Genomic DNA, 18,323 nt, shown 5'->3' with positions numbered 1-18,323 from the left:
CCGCGGTGCGGTCGGCCCGGGCACGGAGCGGAATCGTCGGCGTCCATGGTGCGACGTCGTACGCTCCCCACGCTTCCGGGTCCGTGTTCCCACGGTCGCGCGAGCCGTCGCCGCGAGCCACCCTGGAGTCATGGCGACACCACCGATCACCATCCACGCACCGACGCCGTCCGGCGGCCGGCTGGTGACCGTGCACCTCAACAGCCGCGACGAGAAGCTCGGCATGGCACACAGCGATCAGGACCTCGTCGTGTTCCTCGCCGACGCCGGGCTGGCGAACCCGGAGCTGATCCTCAACAACCCCGCCGTGGTCCAGTGGCAGGGCGCCGCGGCGCATCACTTCGAGAGCGTCTGACCTACCGCGAGCGTCAGCGGCCGAGCGGGCGCACCCTGGGGGCATGGGTGCTCCGATCGTCGTGCACCGCCCGGCACCGGGTACGGGCGGCCGGGCGGTCACCATCAACGGTGGCCTCGCCGGCCTCGCTCACAGCGACCGCGACCTGATCGATTACCTCCGGCAGGCCGGGCTCTACGACGCCGAGCACCTCCTCGACGACCCGTCCTGGATCGAATGGCGCGACGGCCGGGCCCACTGCTACGAAGCGAAATGATCCGGGCATGCGGTTCCAGGAACCTTCCCCGGCTGTGCGTGCTTACGCCGGCAGAGGCCGGGCACCGGGTCGAACGCGCGCGTAGCCCCGGAACGGAATCGGCGGGACGAGCGTGATCACTCGTCCCGCCGCGCCGGGACCCGCCTCCGTCGAAGCGGCGGGGACATCACGGTGTGCGCCGCGAGGCGCAGGCAGCTACCGAGTGACCGCTTCTTCGAGCGCCACCAGGTGTCCGGTGCCGCTGAGCGACGACAGCTCGATGTCGGTGACGCAGCGCACCTTCACGGTGTTGAGCGTCAGCGTCCCATCGATGTGCACACTGCCGGTGCCGTTCGCGAAGTCCGCCTTACCGAGATCGGTGGCCGCTTCGTCGACGCGCACGCCGAGGTCCGTGCCCCCGCGCGAGTCGGGGAACTTGATGAAGACGTACCCCATCTCGGTGATGCGCCGCTGAAAGTCCTCCACCGAGGGCGAAGGGCCGCCGACCACGACCTTCTGCCCCTCGACGGAGAGGCGTTCGATGAGTTCGTCCATGAGTGGCTCCTCTGTGACAGTAGCGAAATTCATGACCGCTGCGGGCTTCTCGGCGCGTGCGGCCTCGGGGCGGTGGGACTTTGGCGGGTGCGGTGACCGGGCCGGTCAGCCGGCCGACTTCGCCATCTGCCGGCGCAGGCTCCTGGGGCGCATGTCGACCCAGACCTCTTTCACGTACGCGAGGCACTCCTCCTTCGAGCCGGCGGTCCCCGTCTCCCGCCAGCCGGCGGGGGCGGCGAGGTACGTCGGCCACAGGGAGTACTGGTCCTCGTCGTTGACGAGAACCTTCATCTGATGTGCTTCCATGAACGGTCTCCAGCCTCTGCTGTCGGGAATGCTGTCCGCTGCGTCGGATCACGCGGTCCGGGTGAAGAGCCAGGGAGTCTGCTGCTTGCGTCGCTGCTCGTAGGCGAGGACCTGGTCCTTGTGGGAGAGGGTCCAGCCGATGTTGTCCAGACCCTCCATCATGGAGTTCTTCTTGAAGGGATCGACCTCGAAGCGGAAGAGCCGTCCGTCCGCGGTCGTCACGGACTGGTCCGGCAGATCGACGTGGAGCGTCGGTGCGGCACCGCTCGTCAGGGCTTCGGAGATCGCCTCGACTTCAGACGCTTCCAGTCGGACGGGGAGGATGCTGCTGTTGAAGCAGTTGTTGTGGAAGATGTCCGCGAAGCTCGGCGCGATGACGCACCGGAAGCCGAACTCCCGCAGCGACCAGGGCGCGTGCTCACGGGAGGAGCCGCAGCCGAAGTTCTCGCCCGCCACGAGAATGCCGGCGCCGTCGTAGCGGGGCTCGTTGAGCGGGAATTCCGGGTTGGGCGTGCAGCCGTCCTCAAGGTAGCGCCAGTTCGCGAACAGATGCCGGCCGAAGCCGGTGCGGTGAATCGACTTGAGGAACCGGGCGGGGACGATGTCGTCCGTGTTCACATTGGACCGCATCAGCGGCACCGCGGTGCCCTGGTGCGTGATGAATTTCTCCACGGAAGTCCTTTCTCTGTTCTCTACGCGTCGCGGACGTCGGCGAATCGGCCGGCCACGGCCGTTGCGGCCGCCGTCACCGGACTGACCAGGTGGGTGCGGCCTCCTCGGCCCTGGCGCCCCTCGAAATTGCGGTTGCTCGTCGAGGCGCAGCGCTCGCCCGCGGAGAGGCGGTCTCCGTTCATGGCGATGCACATGCTGCAGCCGGGCTCACGCCACTCGAAGCCGGCCTCGCGGAAGACGTCCGCGAGCCCCTCCTCCTCGGCATGGCGGCGAACGCTCATGGAGCCGGGGACGACGATGGCGCGCACACCGGGCGCGACCTGCTTCCCGGCGACGTACTGGGCGGCCAGTCGAAGGTCCTCCAGCCGCGAGTTCGTGCACGACCCGATGAAGACGGTGTCGACCTTGATGTCGTGGACATGCTGGCCCGGTTCCAGACCCATGTACTCCAGGGCCTTTTCCATTTCCGCCCGGACCGCGGGGTCGCTCTCGGCGTCCGGGTCCGGGATCGTTCCCGTGATGTCGGCGACCATGCCCGGGTTGGTGCCCCAGGTGACCTGCGGGACCAGGTCGTCGACGTTCAGGTGGTGCTCCGCGTCGAAGCGGGCGCCCGGGTCGCCGGCCAACTGCTTCCACTGCTCGGCCGCGAGCTCGAAGAGCTCCCCGGAGGGCGCGAAGCGCCGGCCGCGCACGTACTCGATCGTGACGTCGTCGGGGGCGACCATGCCCGCCCGCGCCCCCGCCTCGATCGCCATGTTGCACAGCGTCATGCGGCCCTCGATGGTCAGCGACCGTACGGCGGAGCCGCTGAACTCGACGACGTGGTTGGTGCCGACGTCCGTGCCGAGCCGGCGGATCACGGCCAGAGCGATGTCCTTCGCGCTCACGCCGGGCGCCAGGGTGCCGTCGATCCGGATGTTCATCGTCCGGGGCTTCTGCTGCAGCAGGCACTGGGTGGCCAGGACGTGCTCCACCTCGCTGGTGCCGATGCCCATGGCGAAGATGCCGAGGGCGCCGTGCGTGGAGGTGTGGGAGTCGCCGCAGACGACCGTCATGCCGGGCAGTGACAGTCCGAGTTCGGGGCCGATGACGTGCACGATGCCCTGGTCCGCGTCGTTCATGCCCAGGAGCCTCACGCCGAAGTCCCGGGCGTTCTCCTCCATCGTCTCGATGCACATGACGCTCTGGCTGTCGACGACGTCGATGAGCCGGCGTCCCGGCATCGTGGGAACGTTGTGGTCGATCACGGCGACCACGGTCTCGGGGCGGTGCACCGGAAGGTCGCGCTCGCGCAGCCCGGCGAAGGCCTGCGGCGAGGTCGCCTCGTGCGTGAGGTGCCGGTCGATGTACAGCATCGGTATCTCACCGGGCTCGTCACGCACCACGTGTGCGTCCCAGATCTTGTCGAACATCGTCTGTGGCATCGTGCGGTTTCTCCTCTGGGGGCGTGTCGTCACGGGAAGGAACGCTCAGGCTGCGTGGGAGGCGTGCGCCTTCGCGAAGCCCTCTTCGAGCTCCTGCGAAGTCAGTTCGCGGCCCAGCTCATTGGCGCGGGCGAGCAGGCCCTCGATGATCTGCGTGGAGAGCTCGCGGGGGTCGCGTCCGCTCAGCATGTAGGCGAGCCGCACGGAGCTCTGTCCGCTCCACGGGCTGACGGCCACGGACGGGACGCCACCGACGGCGGCCGGGTCGACGGCGGAGTACACCGTGCGGGACATGTCCCGCAACTTGTCCTCCAGTTCGCCGTTGTCCGCCTCCCGTGCCAGGTCGGCCAGGTGGTGGGCCTTGAGGATGGCGTCCGTGTGGATGCCGGAGGAGGTGTGGCTGTAGCGCCGGCCGAGCACCCCGTGCTCCGGCGCCGGGACGCCGACCATCTTCTGGTAGCAGGTGATCAGTTCGAGCAGCTGGGACATGTCCCAGGAGACGGGCAGTCCGGCCTCTTCCTCGATCGCGGCGAAATTCAGCACGACCTCCTCCAGGGAGGCGTTGCCGGAGCGCTCGCCGACCCCGCGCGACACGACGTGGATGCGGCCGGCGCCGGCCGCGACGGCCGCCATCGCGTTGCCCAGGGCGTTCCCGGTGTCGCGGTGGCCGTGCCAGTCCATCTGCATGTCCGGCACGCCCAGGGCGTCGAGTTCGTCACGGATGAAGCGGACGAGCCGGTAGGTGCCGAGCGGCCGGATGACGCCGATGGTGTCGGCCATGGCGACGATGTACGCGCCGCTCTCCACCTGTGTCCGGGTGATCGCCCGCAGGTCCTCGGGGGAGGTCTGCGACGTGTGCTCGGTGCCCGCGACGACGGGGATGCCCGTCTCCACGGTCTTCTTGATGAAGGTTTCCAGCTTGTTCAGGATGAAGTCCAGGTCCCAGCCCTGGACGAGGCGGCGGGAGGGCGCGCTGCCCATGAAGACGACGGATTCGAGTGCCGGGTGGACGTCCCTGCACTCGACGGTCCACTTCAGCGACTCCTCCGTGCACATGGAGAGCACGGAGGGCACGATGCCGGGAAGCTCGTCCCGCATCCGCGCCAGCAGTTGCTTCATGGTCGCGTTGAGCCGGTCGGCGTTGCCCGGGTAGATGCCGACGGTCGCGTACTTGATCCCGAAGCCGTGGAGGAGATGCAGGTACCGCATCATGTCGTCGACCGTCGGGTAGCCGGGTATGCCCTGGAGACCGTCGCGCAGACACTCCGAGAGGATCTGGGTTCGGGCGACCTCGGCGGCGAGCGGCTCACCGGGAATGCTCGTCGGAATGGGCGAGAGCGGGCTCGAGTCGCTGTTCCAGTTGAAGTTCACCGGGACATCGATGGAGTCGATGTCCCTTCTCGCGTTCGCTGCGGTTCCGTTCGTTTCCTTCTGCATGGTCTCTCCTTGTCGGAAGATCTGTCGTCTCGATGGCGCGACGATTCGTCAATCCATCACAACCGGAAGAATGCCGACCGAGAAGCGGATGTAGTCGTCGGAATAGCCGAAGGTGGAACCGGGTATGCCGGCGATCCCGGTCTTTTCGAGGACCGAGAAGCAGTCTTCACCTGCCCTGAGCCTGCTCCAGCTGTAGATCGTCGCGTCGTCGTCGACGTGGATTCGCTCGAAGAGCCGGAACTCCTCGTCGAACAGCTCCAGTTGCCTGCGCAGCCGCGAACGACGCAGCCGGTAGAGGCCGCGGATCTTTTCGATCAGTTCGGGATTCTGACGGAAGAGGGCGTGATAGGCCATGAAGCGCAGCTGCCATTCCCCGGGCAGGCAGCTCACACTGTTCATCCAGCTCGATCGCATGGCGACGGAGAATTCGGTGTCACCGAATACGGCCCAGCCGAATCGGTCCCCGGTCAGCGTGTAGGTCTTGGAGAAACTGTTCACGTAGATCATCTGGCCGGCCACATCGGCGGCCGAGGCCAGGCCGCGCATGCGCGCCTCGTCCTCGGCGGGGCGGCCTGTGCCGATGTAGGCGAGATCCGCGAGTACGTGGACGCGGCGCCCCCGGCCGGCGAAGCGCCGGACGACCTCCATGAGTGCGGAGAGCTCGTCCTCCGTGTACGCGAGGGTCGTCGGGTTGTTCGTCACCGTCAGGTAGACGACGGTGATGTCCGGGTTCTCGTCCAGATGCCGGGCCAGGAGTGCGGCGGTCAGCTTGAACTGTTCCCCGGGCCGGGTCCGTACCCGGTGCAGCCGGTACCCGTACGTCTCGGCCTGCAGCTCCGGCATGTTGAAGCCGGGGGCGGCGAAAAGGACGGCGCCGGGCGGCTGGGAGCGGCGCCGGGCGAAGTGCGCCAGTCCCCGGAGGATCTTGTCGATGCAGTCCGTCGCCCCCAGGCCGAGGGCCACCTGCTCCGCGGAGGCCGTCACTCCCCACTGCCGCATGTCCGCCGCGAGCCAGCCTCGCAGGATCGGGTTGCCGACGCCTTGGATGTCGTAGATGCGCGGGTCGTAGCCTGCGGCGAGAAGCTGCCGCTCCGCCTCCGTCATCCGGTCCCGGAGCCAGTGGTAGCCCTTCCCGGACGCGGTGTGGCCGTTCAGGTCCTCGCCCGGCAGCGCGATGCCGAGTTCGTCCCCCAGCAGCCGGTAGTCTCCGGGGCCGCCCTCCTCCCCCTCGCACTCGGTGATGAGCCGCACGTTGACGTCACCGATCGTCCGGTTCACGATCTCGAGCCGCGTGGCGGTGCGGTCGAACCGGCGGGCCGCGCATTCCCGTTCCAGGTCGTCGACGAGGCGCGCCATGACCCGGATGGGCGGCTCCGCGCTGTCCCCCTGCCGGGTCCGGTGGCGCCGCACCATCTCCTTGCGGGCCCGGCGGACGAGCAGGCGCTGCTCTTCGAGGCCGGTCGGGCTTGCCGGGACGGAACTCTGTGGCGTCATGCGCGGGCAACTCCAGTCGTCTGTTCGTCGAACGGTGCGTGCGTGCGGCGGTGGCCGATGAGCTCGCCCCGTCGGGCAGGCGGTCCAGCAGGTTCAGGGCTGCCGCAGCCGGTCCAGGATTCGCCGGCCCATCTCCTCGGTGCCGACGACGGTGCGTCCGTCTTCGTCGAGATCCGGCGTGCGGTAGCCCTCGCGGATCGCTGCCTCCACCGCCTCCTCGACGGCCGAGGCTTCCTGGGCCAGGCCGAGGGAGTGACGCAGCAGCAGCGCGGCGGAGAGAATCGCGCCGACGGGATTGGCCTTGTCCTGACCGGCGATGTCCGGGGCCGAGCCGTGAATGGGCTCGTACAGTCCGAACATGCCGCCCGCGGTGCGGCGGGTCCCGAGGCTGGCCGACGGCAGCATGCCGATGGAGCCCGTGAGCATCGACGCCTCGTCGGTGAGGATGTCGCCGAACAGGTTCTCGGTGACGATGACGTCGAAGTCCGACGGGGTCCTGATCAGCCGCATGGCACAGGCGTCGACGAGCATGTGCTCGTAGGTCACGGTGGGGTGATCGGCCGCCACCCGCTCCACGACCTCCCGCCACAGGACCGAGGAGCTGAGCACGTTGGCCTTGTCGACCGACGTGACCTTCCGCTCCCGGTCGAGAGCGATCTCGAACGCGGCCCGCACGACCCGCTCGATCTCCTCCTCGGTGTACAGGAGGGTGTCGACGGCCTCCGTGCCCTGCTGCGTGCGGCGGATCTCGCTGGGCTTGCCGGGCACGGATTCCAGGCGCCCGTAGTAGAGCCCGGCCGACAGTTCCCGCACGAAGATCATGTCCGCGCCCTTGAGGTGCTCGGGCTTCAGCGAGGACGCCCCGTACAGGGCTTCGAAGGGGCGTACCGGCCGCAGGTTGGCGAAGAAGCCGAACTCCTTGCGGAGGCGGAACAGTGCCTGTTCGGGCCGGGGGCCGCCGCTGCGGTCCTCCCCGGCCGGCAGGCTGCCGACCGCGCCGAAGAGGATCGCGTCGCTCTGCGCGCAGGTCTCGAAGGTCGATTCCGAGATCGCGACGCCTTCGGCCGCGAGGGCGTCCAGGCCGACCCGGCGCTTATGGACCGTGAAGCTGTGGCCGCACTTCTCCTCCACGGCGCGCAGCACCTTCAGGGCCTGGGCCGTCACCTCCGGACCGACACCGTCCCCCGGAAGCACGGTAATCGTGGCTTTACTCATCGGGCTCACCTTTCGCAAGCGGTCGCGGTGCTCGTGCAGTGAATTGCCGAACGGCCCGGGGCCGACGGCTCGATGGGGATTTCCCGCCGCCCCGTTTCTTCCGTCTCACCGCTTCCGTCCGGCCGGTGACTCTTTCGGTCTGGGGTGGAAAGAGAGCAGCCGGTCGACGATGGTGCCGCGCCAGCAGATCATGTCGTGGCCGCCCAGGTATTCGCGGTAGTCGACCTCGTAACCCTTGTCGACCAGGACGTCCCGCATGTTCTGATGGGTCGTCATCGGGTCGTAGTCGACGATGGCGCGTTCAAGACTTCCGATGTCCATGGAGAATCGGATGGGGAGTTCGGGGGATTCCTCGAACCGCCGCGTCAGCCATTCCTCCTCCCTGTCCGGAACGCCCTTTCCCGGCCACCAGTACGACCCCGACTGGGATATGACGTTCCCGAACCTCTCGGGTGACCGGAACGCGGCGTACGCCGCGGCCAGTCCGCCGAAGCAGGAGCCGCCCACGACGGTGCGCGCGGGATCCGAGGTGATGTGGTAGTTCTCGTGGACCCAGGGCATCAGGTCCTGGGTCAGGAAATCGCTGAACGGCTCGTGGCAGGGCAGTTCGCGGGCGCGGATGTCCTGGTCCTCATTGGTGTGCATCACCAGGACGTAAGGGGGGATCCGGCCGGTGTACAGGAGGTTGTCCAGCACGGTCGTGATGGCTGCGAAGTTGTAGTACGACCACCCGTCGAAGAGCAGGAAGACGTTGTAGTCGTCGCCGTCGGGGGTGTAGCCGGGCGGCACGTGGACGGTGATGTGGTGGCGTGTCCCCAGGACGGAGCTGTCCATCGTGTGCATCTTGCTCTCGCCCTTCGGGACACCGCGGCGGGGGATGTTCCACGGCTGTTTCGGGGCTTCGGGCAGTTCGAGCACCGACACCTTGAACTGGTGCGGATTGCCCATGAGCGTGTAGTCGCGGGGGTTGAGCGGATCGGTCCGGTACTGCGGGAGGCGCTGCAGCACCTCCGCGTACGAAGCGAACGGCACCATCGGGTCGTTGACCGACAGCAGGTAGGTCGTCCGCAGCTCGGAGGGCAGGAAGTAGGACCGGTACCAGAGGTCGGTGCCCGGCAGTCGCTCCATCCGGAATTCACTGAAGTCGCCGCTCGGCGCGCTGCAGAAGAGCACGATCACGTTCTCGGTGTCTCCCGGGTCCCGCCACAGGAAGGTGACCAGGGTCCGGGAGTCGTCATCCCCGACCTGTTCCATCAGCGGGCTGCCGGACTGAGCGGCCTCCTTCCAGAACTCGTCGACGGCGTCGTGGTCTTTGGCCTCCACGGCCGCCGCCACTCGGGCGATCCGGGGACTCACCAGGGATGTCTCCGCAGCGAACATGGTCTTCTCTCCTTGTGCCTGGCCGGTGCGGCGGGAATGAACGGCGCGTCGGGGATTGTCAGAGCAGGTCGAACAGCTCCGCCGCGTCCAGCTCCTCGTCGTCGCCCTCGTCGACGCTCCGGTCGATGACCTGGGCGAGCGCTTCGATCGTCCGGTTCTGGAAGACCGTCGTGAGCATGAGCGAGATGCCCCACCTCTCCTGGACCTCGGTCGCCATGGTGGCCACGAGGAGGGAGTGGCCGCCGAGGTTGAAGAAGTCGTCCCGGATTCCCACCCGGTCCAGTTCCAGGAGCCGTGCCCACAGGTCCGCCAGAACCGTCTCGGTCTCGGTGGTCGGGGCGACATGGTTCTCGTCCGCCTGCGCCTGCCGCACGACGTCCGACAGCGCCGGCAGCGCCTTGCGGTCCACCTTGCCGTTCGGGGTGAGGGGGAATGCGTCCAGCGCGACGAAATAGGTGGGCACCATGTATTCCGGCAGCCGTTCGAGGAGATGCGCCCGCAGGTCGTCCTGGGGCGCCTCCTGGCCGGACTTCCAGGTGAGGAAGGCGGTCAGCCGCTTGTCGGCGGACGTGACCTCGTGCACGACGACCAGGCACGACCGGACGGCCGGGTGATCGGCCAGGACGGCCTCGATCTCCCCGATCTCGATGCGGTAGCCGCGGATCTTGATCTGGTGGTCCTTGCGGCCGGCGTACTCGATGACGCCGTCGGTCCGGTACCGGGCCAGGTCACCGGTCGCGTAGAGACGGCCGGGGCCGAACGGATTCGCCACGAAACGTTCGGCGGTCAGGTCCGGGCGCCCCAGGTAGCCGCGCGCCAGTTGGACGCCGCCGATGTACAGCTCCCCGATGACGCCGTCGGGCACCGGCTCCATCGCCTCGTTCAGGACGTACAGCTGTGTGTTCGCCACCGGGCGGCCGATGGGGACGGTGCCGGCACCCGGGGCGTTCCCGCATTCCCAGAAGCTGACGTCGACGGATGCCTCGGTGGGCCCGTAGAGGTTGTGCAGCCGCGTGTCCGGCAAGGTCCGCTGGAACTGCTCCTGGACCTCCGGAGGCAGGGCCTCCCCGCTGCACACCACGTGCCGTACGTCCCGGCACTGCTGGCCCACGGTCTGCTGCTGGAGGAATGCCTGCAGCATCGAGGGCACGAAGTGGAGGACGCCGATGCCCTGCCGCTCGATCAGCTCGGCCAGGTAGGCCGGGTCCCGGTGCCCCTCGGGGCGGGCGACATGCAGTCGGGCGCCGGCGATCAGGGGCCAGAAGAACTCCCAGACGGAGACGTCGAAGCTGTACGGGGTCTTCTGCAGGACGTGGTCGTGCTCCTGCAGGCCGTAGGCGTCCTGCATCCACAGCAGACGGTTGCAGATGCCGCGGTGCGACAGCATCGTCCCCTTGGGCCGGCCGGTGGAGCCTGAGGTGTAGATGACGTACGCCAGGCTGTCCGGGCTCACCGGGACGTCCAGCGGGTCGGTGCTCGCGTCCGTCCGGGATGCGTCCGCGCTCCCGCCGGGGTCGACGAGGCGGATCCCCCGGTCGCTCAGGAAGCCGACGCGCTCCCTCGTCCCGGACTGCACCAGGACGAGCTGGACCTGGGCATCCTCGGCCATGAAGACGAGCCGGTCCTGCGGGTGGTCGGGGTCCAGCGGCACATAGGCGCCGCCGGCCTTGAGGACGGCAAGCAACGCGGTCACCAGGCCGAGGGAACGGTCCATGCAGACGCCGACGCGCGTCTCCGGACCCACGCCGTGGTCACGCAGGATCCGCGCCAGCCGGTTGGCACGCCGGTCCAGCTCGGCGTAGCTCAGCTGCTGGTCCTCGTAGGACAGCGCGATCCGGTCGGGCGACCGGCGGACCTGCTCCGCGAAGAGCTCGTGGAGGCGGACGGGCCGCAGCGTGCTCGCGTCGCGGGTGGCGTTCCGCTCCTGGAGAATCCGCGCGCGCTCCGCGTCGGAGAGGAGCGGGAGCCGGGCGACGGGGGTCCGGGGTGCGGCCAGGGCCGCCTCGAGCAAATGCCGCAGGTGCTCGCCCATGCCGGCGACGGTGTCCCGCTCGAAGAGGCTGGTGCTGTACTCGAAGGTGTACTGCAGCTGCCCGTTCCGCTGCTGGATGCTCATGCCGAGGTCGAACTTGGCGACGCCGACGCCGTCGTCCGTCACGTCGTGGATCCAGGCGGGCTCCCCCTGTGTGCCGGGAAGCTCCTCGAAGAGCTTGTCCAGGCCGGTGAACATCACCTGGAACACGGGGCTGTAGCTCAGGCTGCGTTCGGGCTTCAGCTCCTCGACGATACGGTCGAACGGCACCTCCTGGTGGCTCTGCGCCTCCAGGAGCTTCCAGCGGACCTGGTGGAGCACGTCCGCGAAGTCCGGGCTGCCCTCCAGGTCCACGCACAGCGCGATCGTGTTGACGAGGAACCCGATCATCGGCTCGGTCTCGATGCGGCTGCGGTTGGCGACCGGAATGCCGATCACCACCTTGTCCTGCCCGCTGTAGTGCGAGAGCAGGGTGGCGAAGGCGCTCAGCAGCGTGACGAAGTGTGTCGTCTGGTGCTCGGCGCTCACCTTCCTGAGCTGCTCGCCGAGCTCCGGCGGCAGAGACGCGGTGAGATTGGCACCCTGGTAGTTCTGCACGGCGGGCCGGGGGTGGTCGGCCGGCAGCGAGATCAGCGCGGGCGCCTCTGCCAGCTGCTCCTTCCAGTACTGCAGGTGCGGCCTCAGCCGTTCCTCGTCGAGCCACTGCTGCTGCCACACCGCGTAGTCGGCGAACTGGACGGCCGGCGGCTCCGGGAGGGAGGCGTCGGCCTCATCGAGGGCGTCGTAGGACCGCAGCAGTTCCTCGTTGAGGATGCGGACCGAGTAGCCGTCGAAGACCGCGTGATGCGCGCTGAAGGCCAGCAGCGCTTCGCCGTCGGGCAGGTGGATGAGCAGAGTGCGGAACAGCGGACCCCGGGCGAGATCGAAGGTCTGCATCCACAGCTCGCGCGTGATGGCCTGCACCGACTCCAACCGCTGTTTCGAGGGCTCGGCCGACAGATCGGCTTCCGTCAGGACGACGGTCCCGGTCTCGGCGATCTCCTGCCACACCCGCCCCTTGGTCTCACGGAACGTGGTGCGCAGGATCTCGTGGCGGGCGATCAGCGCTTCGAGCGCGCGCCGGAGTCTTGCCGGGTCCACCGCCGCGGGCCGGTGGAGGAGCCAGCCCACCGTGTACAGGGGGCTGTCCGGGTGCAGGCGGTCCATGTACCAGAGGCGCTGCTGGTCGAACGTCGCGGGTACGGGCTCGTCGCGCACCACCGCGACCAGGGGGATCGTGGGGTACGGCTGCTGTTCCCGCAGCAGCCCGTCCAGTTCGGCCGCGACCTGGGAGAGGGTCGGCTGCTCGAACAGCACCCGGACCGGCATCTCGAGGCCGAACGTCTGCTGGATGCGCGCCACCACCTTCACCGCGAGCAGCGAATGCCCGCCCAGCGTGAAGAAGTCGTCGAGTACGCCGATGGGGCTGTGGCCCAGTACCTCCGACCAGATCACGGCCAGCTTCGCCTCGGTCGCCGTCCGCGGGAGCGCGGTCTCGGACAGAGCGGACGCCGGGCTGTCGTCGGGCAGCGGAAGCGCCCGGCGGTTCAGCTTGCCGTTGCCGGTGAGGGGCAGCTCGTCGAGGCGGACGAAGGCCGAAGGCACCATGTACGAGGGCAACTGCTCCATCAGATGGGCCCGGAGCGCCTCGGTGACGTCCGGGACGTCCTCGTCCAGCACCACATAGGCGACCAGTCGCCTGCCCGTTCCTTCCGGCTGGGCCAGCACCGCGCAGTTGCGCACCAGCGGGTGCTGTTCGAGCACGGCCTCGATCTCGCCCAGCTCGATCCGGAAGCCCCGGATCTTCACCTGGCCGTCGATGCGCTCGATGAACTCGATGTTCCCGCCGGGGAGATACCGGACGAGGTCCCCGCTCCGGTAGAGGCGGCCGCCGGGTTCCTCGCCGAACGGGTCCGCGACGAAGTACTCGGCGGTGAGGTCGGGGCGGTTCATGTAGCCCCGGGTCACGCCCACGCCGCCGATGTGGAGCTCGCCGGGCACCCCGGGCGGCACGGGCTGCAGGTACTGGTCGAGGACGTAGAACCGCACATTGGTGATCGGCCGGCCGATGTGGATGACGTCCAGGTTCTCGTCGGTGTGCGTTCCGGTGGCGAAGATCGTGGTCTCGGTCGGCCCGTAGACGTTGAAGAACGTACGGCCCGGCGCCCACGTCCGGATGAGGTCGGCCGAGTACGCCTCGCCGCCGACGACCAGCGTGCGCAGGTGGGGCAGCGGGTCGTCCGTCGGCAGGGTGGCCAGCGCACCCGGCGTGAAGTTCAGGCTCTCGATGGCCCGCTCGGACAGCATGGCCTGCAGTTCGGTGCCGATCATGCGCATGCGCGGGGCGGGTATGTGGAGCGTGCCGCCGGTCACGAGCGGCAGGAGGATCTCCCAGACGGAGAAGTCGAAACTGGTGGAGGCGACCTGCAGGACGTTCTGACGCCTGTCGAAGCACGGGTTCCGGCGGATCCACGGCACCACGTGCTGCAGGCAGCGGTGGGCGACCATGACGCCCTTCGGCCGTCCGGTCGACCCCGAGGTGTAGATGATGTAGGCGAGGTTCCCCGGGGTCAGGGTCGTCGGCGGAGCCGTCCTCGGCTCGGCGGCGACGGCCGGCCAGCCGGAGTCCAGGCAGAGCGTCGGCAGGTCTCCGGCCGGCAGCTTCGACACCAGGTGCGACTGCGTGAGCATCAGGCGCAGCCGCGCGTCCTCGACGACGTACGCCATGCGGTCGAGGGGATAGCGGGGGTCGATCGGGACGTAGGCTCCGCCTGCCTTGAGAACCCCCAGCATGCCGACGATGCCCTCCAGCGAACGGTCCAGGCACAGCCCGACCAGGACCTCGGGCCCGACGCCGCGGTGCTGCAGCCAGTGGGCGAGCTGGTTGGCGCGGCCGTCGAGCTCGGCATAGGTGAGATGCCCGTCCTCGTGGACCACGGCCACCGAGTCCGGGGTCTTCCGTGCCTGTTCCTCGACGAGTTCGTGCAGAAAGGCGGATTCGACGGGCGATGTGGTCTCGACGCTCCACTCGCCCAGCGCCCGGGCCCGTTCCGTGTCGGTGAGGAGGCTCACCCGGGCGAGGCTCTGCTGCGGCTTGGCCACCAGTTCGCGGCAGATCTGCCGCAGGTGCGCGAGCATCGCCTCGACCGTGGGCCCGTCGAACCACCGCGTGTCGTAGAGGATGTTGATGCCGATGCGCTCCCCGACGGTGATCGCGGTGTTGATCGGGTAGTGGGTCTGCTCCTTCGAACCGAGGGCCTCCAGGCGCAGCGCCGCCTCGCCGATCTCGTCCTCGGGGTAGTTCTCGAAGACGAACAGGCTCTCGAAGAGGGGCGTGCCGGCGGGAAGGCCGCTCCATTGCTGGACCTTGCTCAGCGGGCTGTATTCGTACTGGCGCATCCGCAGGTTCCGCTCCTGCAGGTCCTGGAGCCAGGCGAGCGCGGAACTCTGCTCGGGCATCCTCACGCGCAGGGGAAGCGTGTTGATGAAGAGACCGACCATGCGCTCGACGCCCTCGATCTCGGACGGACGCCCCGACACCACGGTCCCGAAGACCACGTCGTCGGTGCGGGCGTAGCGGCCGAGCAGGAGGGCCCAGCAGCCCTGCAGGACGGTGTTGAGGGTGAGGCGGTGTTCCTGGGCGAAGGCCGTCAGCTGCGTGGTCTCCGCCTCGTTGAGGGACGTGTCGGCCCAGACGTACGGAGCCGGGTCGCCCGGTGCGCCGCTCCCGGCGTCCCTGCGCGTCCCCAGGTTCAGGGTGGTGGCCTGTTCGACGCCCTGCAGGGTGTGGCGCCAGTAGTCCTCGGCCTGTTGCAGGTCCTGCTGCTGGAGCCAGGACACGTAGTCGCGGTAGGGCCGCGGGGGCGTCTGTTCCAGGTGCCGGCCCTCGATGAGTGCGCCGTACCGTTCGACGGCCTCCGCGAGGACCAGGCTGATGCTCCAGCCGTCCAGGATGCTGTGGTGGGCACTCCAGACGAGCTGGTAATGGTCGTCGGCGGTGCGAGCGAGGAACATCCGCCACTGCGGCGCGTCGTGGGGGTCGAAGCCGCTGGTGCGGTCCTTCAGGAGGTACGCGTCCAGGCGGTCCTGCTGTCCGGCGGGCGTCTCGGACCGCCAGTCCTCCACGTGCAGGGGAACCGGCAGGTCGGCCCAGACCAGTTGGAGCGCCTCGTTCTCCGTGGTGGTCCAGAAGCTGGTCCGCAGGATCGGATGGCGCCGCATGACCTGGGCCCAACTCTCCCGGAACGCCTCGACGTTCAGATCCTGGCCGATCCGCAGCACGTTCTGGACGTGGTAATAGCCCTCCCCCTGCGCGTACTGGCTCTGGAACCACATGCCCTGCTGGGCGGGCGTCTGCGGACAGCAGTCCTCCAGGGGGCGCGCCGATGTGCCGGAGGGCCAGACGGGGTGCGCGCGCAGCCGGCCGATGAGGTCGTTGATCCGGTCCTGGTTCAGTCCGGACAGCGGCAGGTCGGAGGGGCTGTAGCCCTGGACATCCGTGCGCCGGGCCTCACTGGCGAGGTTCCTGAGGACATCGAGCGTGCGCTCGGCGACCTGCCGGATCGTCTCCTCCTCGTGCGCCGCACCGCTGTACGTCCACTCCATGTGGAGCTCGCCGTCCTGGACGCTGCTGACGATGTCGATCAGATACGGACGCCGGTTGCCGGGATCCGCGTCGGGGCCTGCCATCCCCATGGAGGTGGCGAAACTGCCGGCGAAGGACGCGTCGAACTGGCCGAGGTAGTTGAAGCTGATCTGGGCGGTGGTCGTGCTGCCGAGCGCGGTGTCGGCGGCGGAGGGGCCGTGGGCGAGGAGGCCGTAGCCGATGCCTTGCCGGGGCCGTGCGCGGAGCAGTTCCTTGATCTGTTTCAGGCCCTCTCCCAGACCGCCGGGTGAGGGAACGGGCAGCCGGAGCGGGGAGATCGTGGTGAACCAGCCCGTGGTACGGGACACATCGGTGTCGTCGAACAGATCCTCACGGCCATGACCCTCGACATCGACCCGGACATGACCGTCCCCGGCCCAGGCACCGACCGCGGACGCCACACCCGTCAGCAGCACATCGTTGACCCGCGTACCGAAGACCGCCGGAACATCCCGCAGCAGCGCCCGCGTCTCCTCCGCACCCAGAACCGTACCGAACACCCGGCTCCCAGCCATGGTGTTGTCATCACCCGGGCCGTCCATCGGCAGCCCCCGGACCGACGCCTCGGCCTGCTCCTCCCAGAAACGCAACTCCCCCGCGGTCCCGACGCTCCGCGCCTCCCGTACCAGACGAGCGGCCCACTGCTGCCAGGAACTCGACTTCGCCGGCAGCACCAGCTCCTGCCCCCGCCGCACCTGCCCCGTCAACGCCTCGAAGTCTTCGAGGATCACACGCCAGGACACCACGTCGACGACAAGATGGTGGGCGACGAGCAGCAAGCGATGCGGCTGGTTCTCCTGACCGGTGAAGAGGACGGCGCGGAAGAGCGGCGCCTCGGCCAGACGCATGTCCGCCTGAACCCGCTGAGCGGCTTCGAGCAGCCGTTCCTCCCTCTCAGCGGGCGGATACGCCGACAGATCCTCGACCTGCCAGGGCAACGTCCTGGGCATTCCGGCGATCTCGGCCCGCCACTCGTCCCCGTCCCGGAAGAAGCGGGTCCGTAGACCGTCGTGCTGCTCCAGCACCCGACGCACCACCCGCTGCCACTGCCCCGAGGACAGCCCGGCCTCCACCTCCACCAGCACCGACTGATTGAAGTGATCCGGATTCACGAACTCCGCTGAGAGAAACCAGCGCTGAATCGATGTCAGCTCCACCGGGCCCGTCACCAGGCCCTGTTCGGCTTGCACCTGAGCAACTTCCTGCCGCTCCACCACCAGAGCCAGCTCGGCAATCGTCTGGAACTCGAAAAGCTGCTTGACCGTGAAATACAGACCCAGCTGCTTGACCCGGAAGATCACCTGCAGACTCAGAATCGAGTCACCGCCCAACGAGAAGAAGTTGTCGTGGACACCCACCGGCCGGCCGGTACCCAACACCTCCTCCCACACCCGCGCCAGCCACTCCTCCACCTCAGTACGCGGCGCCACGAACTCCCGCTCCGCAGCCACGTACTCCTCCCACGGCAACGCCCCCAACGCCTTCCGGTCCACCTTCCCGTTCGGACTCAACGGCAGAGCCCCCAACGGAACAAAAACACCCGGAACCATGTGACCCGGAAGCCGCTCCCCCAGGAAGGACTGCAAGGCCTCACCCGCCACCGGCTCACGGCAGACGACGTACGCCACCAGCCGCTTCGTGGAACCGGTGTTGTGGACCAGCACGGCGGCGCTGCGCACCTCGGGGTGCTGGGTCAGGGCGTCCTCGATCTCTCCCAGCTCGATCCGGAATCCGCGGATCTTGACCTGGTCGTCGACCCGCCCGAGGAATTCCACGTTCCCGTCGGGCAGGAAGCGGGCCAGGTCACCCGTCCGGTACAGACGACTGGCCGGCTCCCCGAACGGATTCGCCACGAACGCCTCGGCCGTGAGCTCGGGCCGGCCCAGATACCCACGCGCCAGCCCCGCCCCACCGATGAACAGCTCACCGGCAACCCCCACCGGCTGGAGCCGGAGACGTGAGTCGAGCACGTACAGCTGCGCCCCGTTGATGGGACGGCCGATGTGGACACGCTCCAGTTCGGGCCCGTAGCGGGCGACGCTCACGGCGATGGTGGCCTCCGACGGGCCGTAGCCGTTGAAGAACATCCTGCCCTCGGACCAGACACGGACGAGGTCCAGGGGGCAGGCCTCACCGCCGACCGAGACGCAGTTCAGGAACGGCAGCGATTCCTCGGGCAGCGTGGACAGCGCGGCCGGCGTCAGGTTGATGTTCTCGACGGCCTGCTCGATCAGGAAATCGGCGAGACCGGTGCCCATCATCTGCAGGTCCGGGGGCGGCAACACCAGGGTGCCGCCCGACAGGAGCGCGGCGGAGAGCTCCCAGACCGAGATGTCGAAACTCAGGGAAGTGCCCTGCAGCACCCGCTGTGGGGTGTCCAGGCCGTAGTTCTCGTTCTGCCAGCGAGCGATGTCGCGGATGCCGCGATGGGTGATCTGCACGCCCTTCGGCCGGCCCGTGGACCCGGACGTGTAGATCACATACGCCAGGTCGTCACAGGTCCCGTCCGACTCCGGAGGAGTATCGGGCCACTG

11 protein-coding genes are annotated in these 18,323 nt (G+C 68.5%); 2 read left to right on the top strand and 9 right to left on the bottom strand.

From position 1 onward, the window contains the following. Positions 1-130: 130 nt before the first annotated feature. Together ACFVV1_RS21880 and ACFVV1_RS21875 are read left to right on the top strand one after the other, a co-directional pair. Positions 131-355, top strand: coding sequence for a hypothetical protein (locus tag ACFVV1_RS21880; RefSeq protein ID WP_389991596.1), 225 nt, complete (start codon positions 131-133; stop codon positions 353-355). 43 nt (positions 356-398) lie between these two features. Next, entirely contained in the window at positions 399-611 is a 213-nt protein-coding gene (locus ACFVV1_RS21875) for a hypothetical protein (RefSeq protein WP_389991593.1), read from the top strand. A 195-nt stretch (positions 612-806) separates the two neighbouring features. Here the strand turns inward: ACFVV1_RS21875 and ACFVV1_RS21870 are convergent, their stop codons facing one another. From ACFVV1_RS21870 to ACFVV1_RS21830, 9 genes are all read right to left on the bottom strand, one after another. Then, positions 807-1,145 carry a hypothetical protein gene (locus ACFVV1_RS21870; protein WP_389991590.1) on the bottom strand — a complete coding sequence of 113 codons (339 nt, stop codon included), beginning with the start codon at positions 1,143-1,145 and terminating at the stop codon, positions 807-809. 105 nt (positions 1,146-1,250) lie between these two features. Then, a complete protein-coding gene (locus tag ACFVV1_RS21865) occupies positions 1,251-1,451 on the bottom strand; it encodes an MbtH family protein (RefSeq protein WP_389991587.1) in 201 nt (66 codons plus the stop codon). Positions 1,452-1,499: 48 nt separating this feature from the next. Beyond that, complete coding sequence (leuD, locus tag ACFVV1_RS21860) at positions 1,500-2,123, bottom strand: 3-isopropylmalate dehydratase small subunit (protein ID WP_389991584.1); 624 nt, start codon at positions 2,121-2,123, stop codon at positions 1,500-1,502. A gap of 20 nt (positions 2,124-2,143) precedes the next feature. Continuing rightward, a complete protein-coding gene (gene leuC / locus ACFVV1_RS21855) occupies positions 2,144-3,547 on the bottom strand; it encodes a 3-isopropylmalate dehydratase large subunit (RefSeq protein ID WP_389991581.1) in 1,404 nt (467 codons plus the stop codon). 45 nt (positions 3,548-3,592) lie between these two features. After that, entirely contained in the window at positions 3,593-4,984 is a 1,392-nt protein-coding gene (locus tag ACFVV1_RS21850) for a hypothetical protein (RefSeq protein ID WP_389991579.1), read from the bottom strand. Between the two features lie 48 nt (positions 4,985-5,032). Then, positions 5,033-6,478 carry a pyridoxal phosphate-dependent aminotransferase gene (locus ACFVV1_RS21845; RefSeq protein ID WP_389991576.1) on the bottom strand — a complete coding sequence of 482 codons (1,446 nt, stop codon included), beginning with the start codon at positions 6,476-6,478 and terminating at the stop codon, positions 5,033-5,035. Positions 6,479-6,571: 93 nt separating this feature from the next. Beyond that, positions 6,572-7,693, bottom strand: a complete 1,122-nt coding sequence (gene leuB, locus ACFVV1_RS21840) for a 3-isopropylmalate dehydrogenase (RefSeq protein WP_389991573.1) — start codon at positions 7,691-7,693, stop codon at positions 6,572-6,574. Positions 7,694-7,798: 105 nt separating this feature from the next. Then, on the bottom strand, positions 7,799-9,073 hold the full coding sequence (fes, locus tag ACFVV1_RS21835; protein ID WP_389991571.1) for an enterochelin esterase: 1,275 nt from the start codon (positions 9,071-9,073) through the stop codon (positions 7,799-7,801). A gap of 58 nt (positions 9,074-9,131) precedes the next feature. After that, on the bottom strand, positions 9,132-18,323 hold a 9,192-nt coding region (locus ACFVV1_RS21830), incomplete at its 5' end, for an amino acid adenylation domain-containing protein (protein WP_389991568.1).

The sequence above is a fragment of the Streptomyces sp. NPDC058092 genome (genome assembly GCF_042884935.1).
Classification (GTDB): Bacteria; Actinomycetota; Actinomycetes; order Streptomycetales; family Streptomycetaceae; genus Streptomyces.
The sequence above is the reverse complement of the archived record's forward strand: the minus strand, read 5'-3'. Positions and strand labels throughout refer to the sequence as shown.

Bases quoted from the DNA above. Each gene is read 5' to 3' on its own strand.
- leuC (WP_389991581.1), bottom strand. From the start codon at position 3,547: ATGCCACAGACGATGTTCGACAAGATCTGGGACGCACACGTGGTGCGT.
- ACFVV1_RS21880 (WP_389991596.1), top strand. From the start codon at position 131: ATGGCGACACCACCGATCACCATCCACGCACCGACGCCGTCCGGCGGC.
- ACFVV1_RS21875 (WP_389991593.1), top strand. From the start codon at position 399: ATGGGTGCTCCGATCGTCGTGCACCGCCCGGCACCGGGTACGGGCGGC.
- ACFVV1_RS21870 (WP_389991590.1), bottom strand. From the start codon at position 1,145: ATGGACGAACTCATCGAACGCCTCTCCGTCGAGGGGCAGAAGGTCGTG.
- ACFVV1_RS21865 (WP_389991587.1), bottom strand. From the start codon at position 1,451: ATGGAAGCACATCAGATGAAGGTTCTCGTCAACGACGAGGACCAGTAC.
- leuB (WP_389991573.1), bottom strand. From the start codon at position 7,693: ATGAGTAAAGCCACGATTACCGTGCTTCCGGGGGACGGTGTCGGTCCG.
- ACFVV1_RS21845 (WP_389991576.1), bottom strand. From the start codon at position 6,478: ATGACGCCACAGAGTTCCGTCCCGGCAAGCCCGACCGGCCTCGAAGAG.
- ACFVV1_RS21850 (WP_389991579.1), bottom strand. From the start codon at position 4,984: ATGCAGAAGGAAACGAACGGAACCGCAGCGAACGCGAGAAGGGACATC.
- fes (WP_389991571.1), bottom strand. From the start codon at position 9,073: ATGTTCGCTGCGGAGACATCCCTGGTGAGTCCCCGGATCGCCCGAGTG.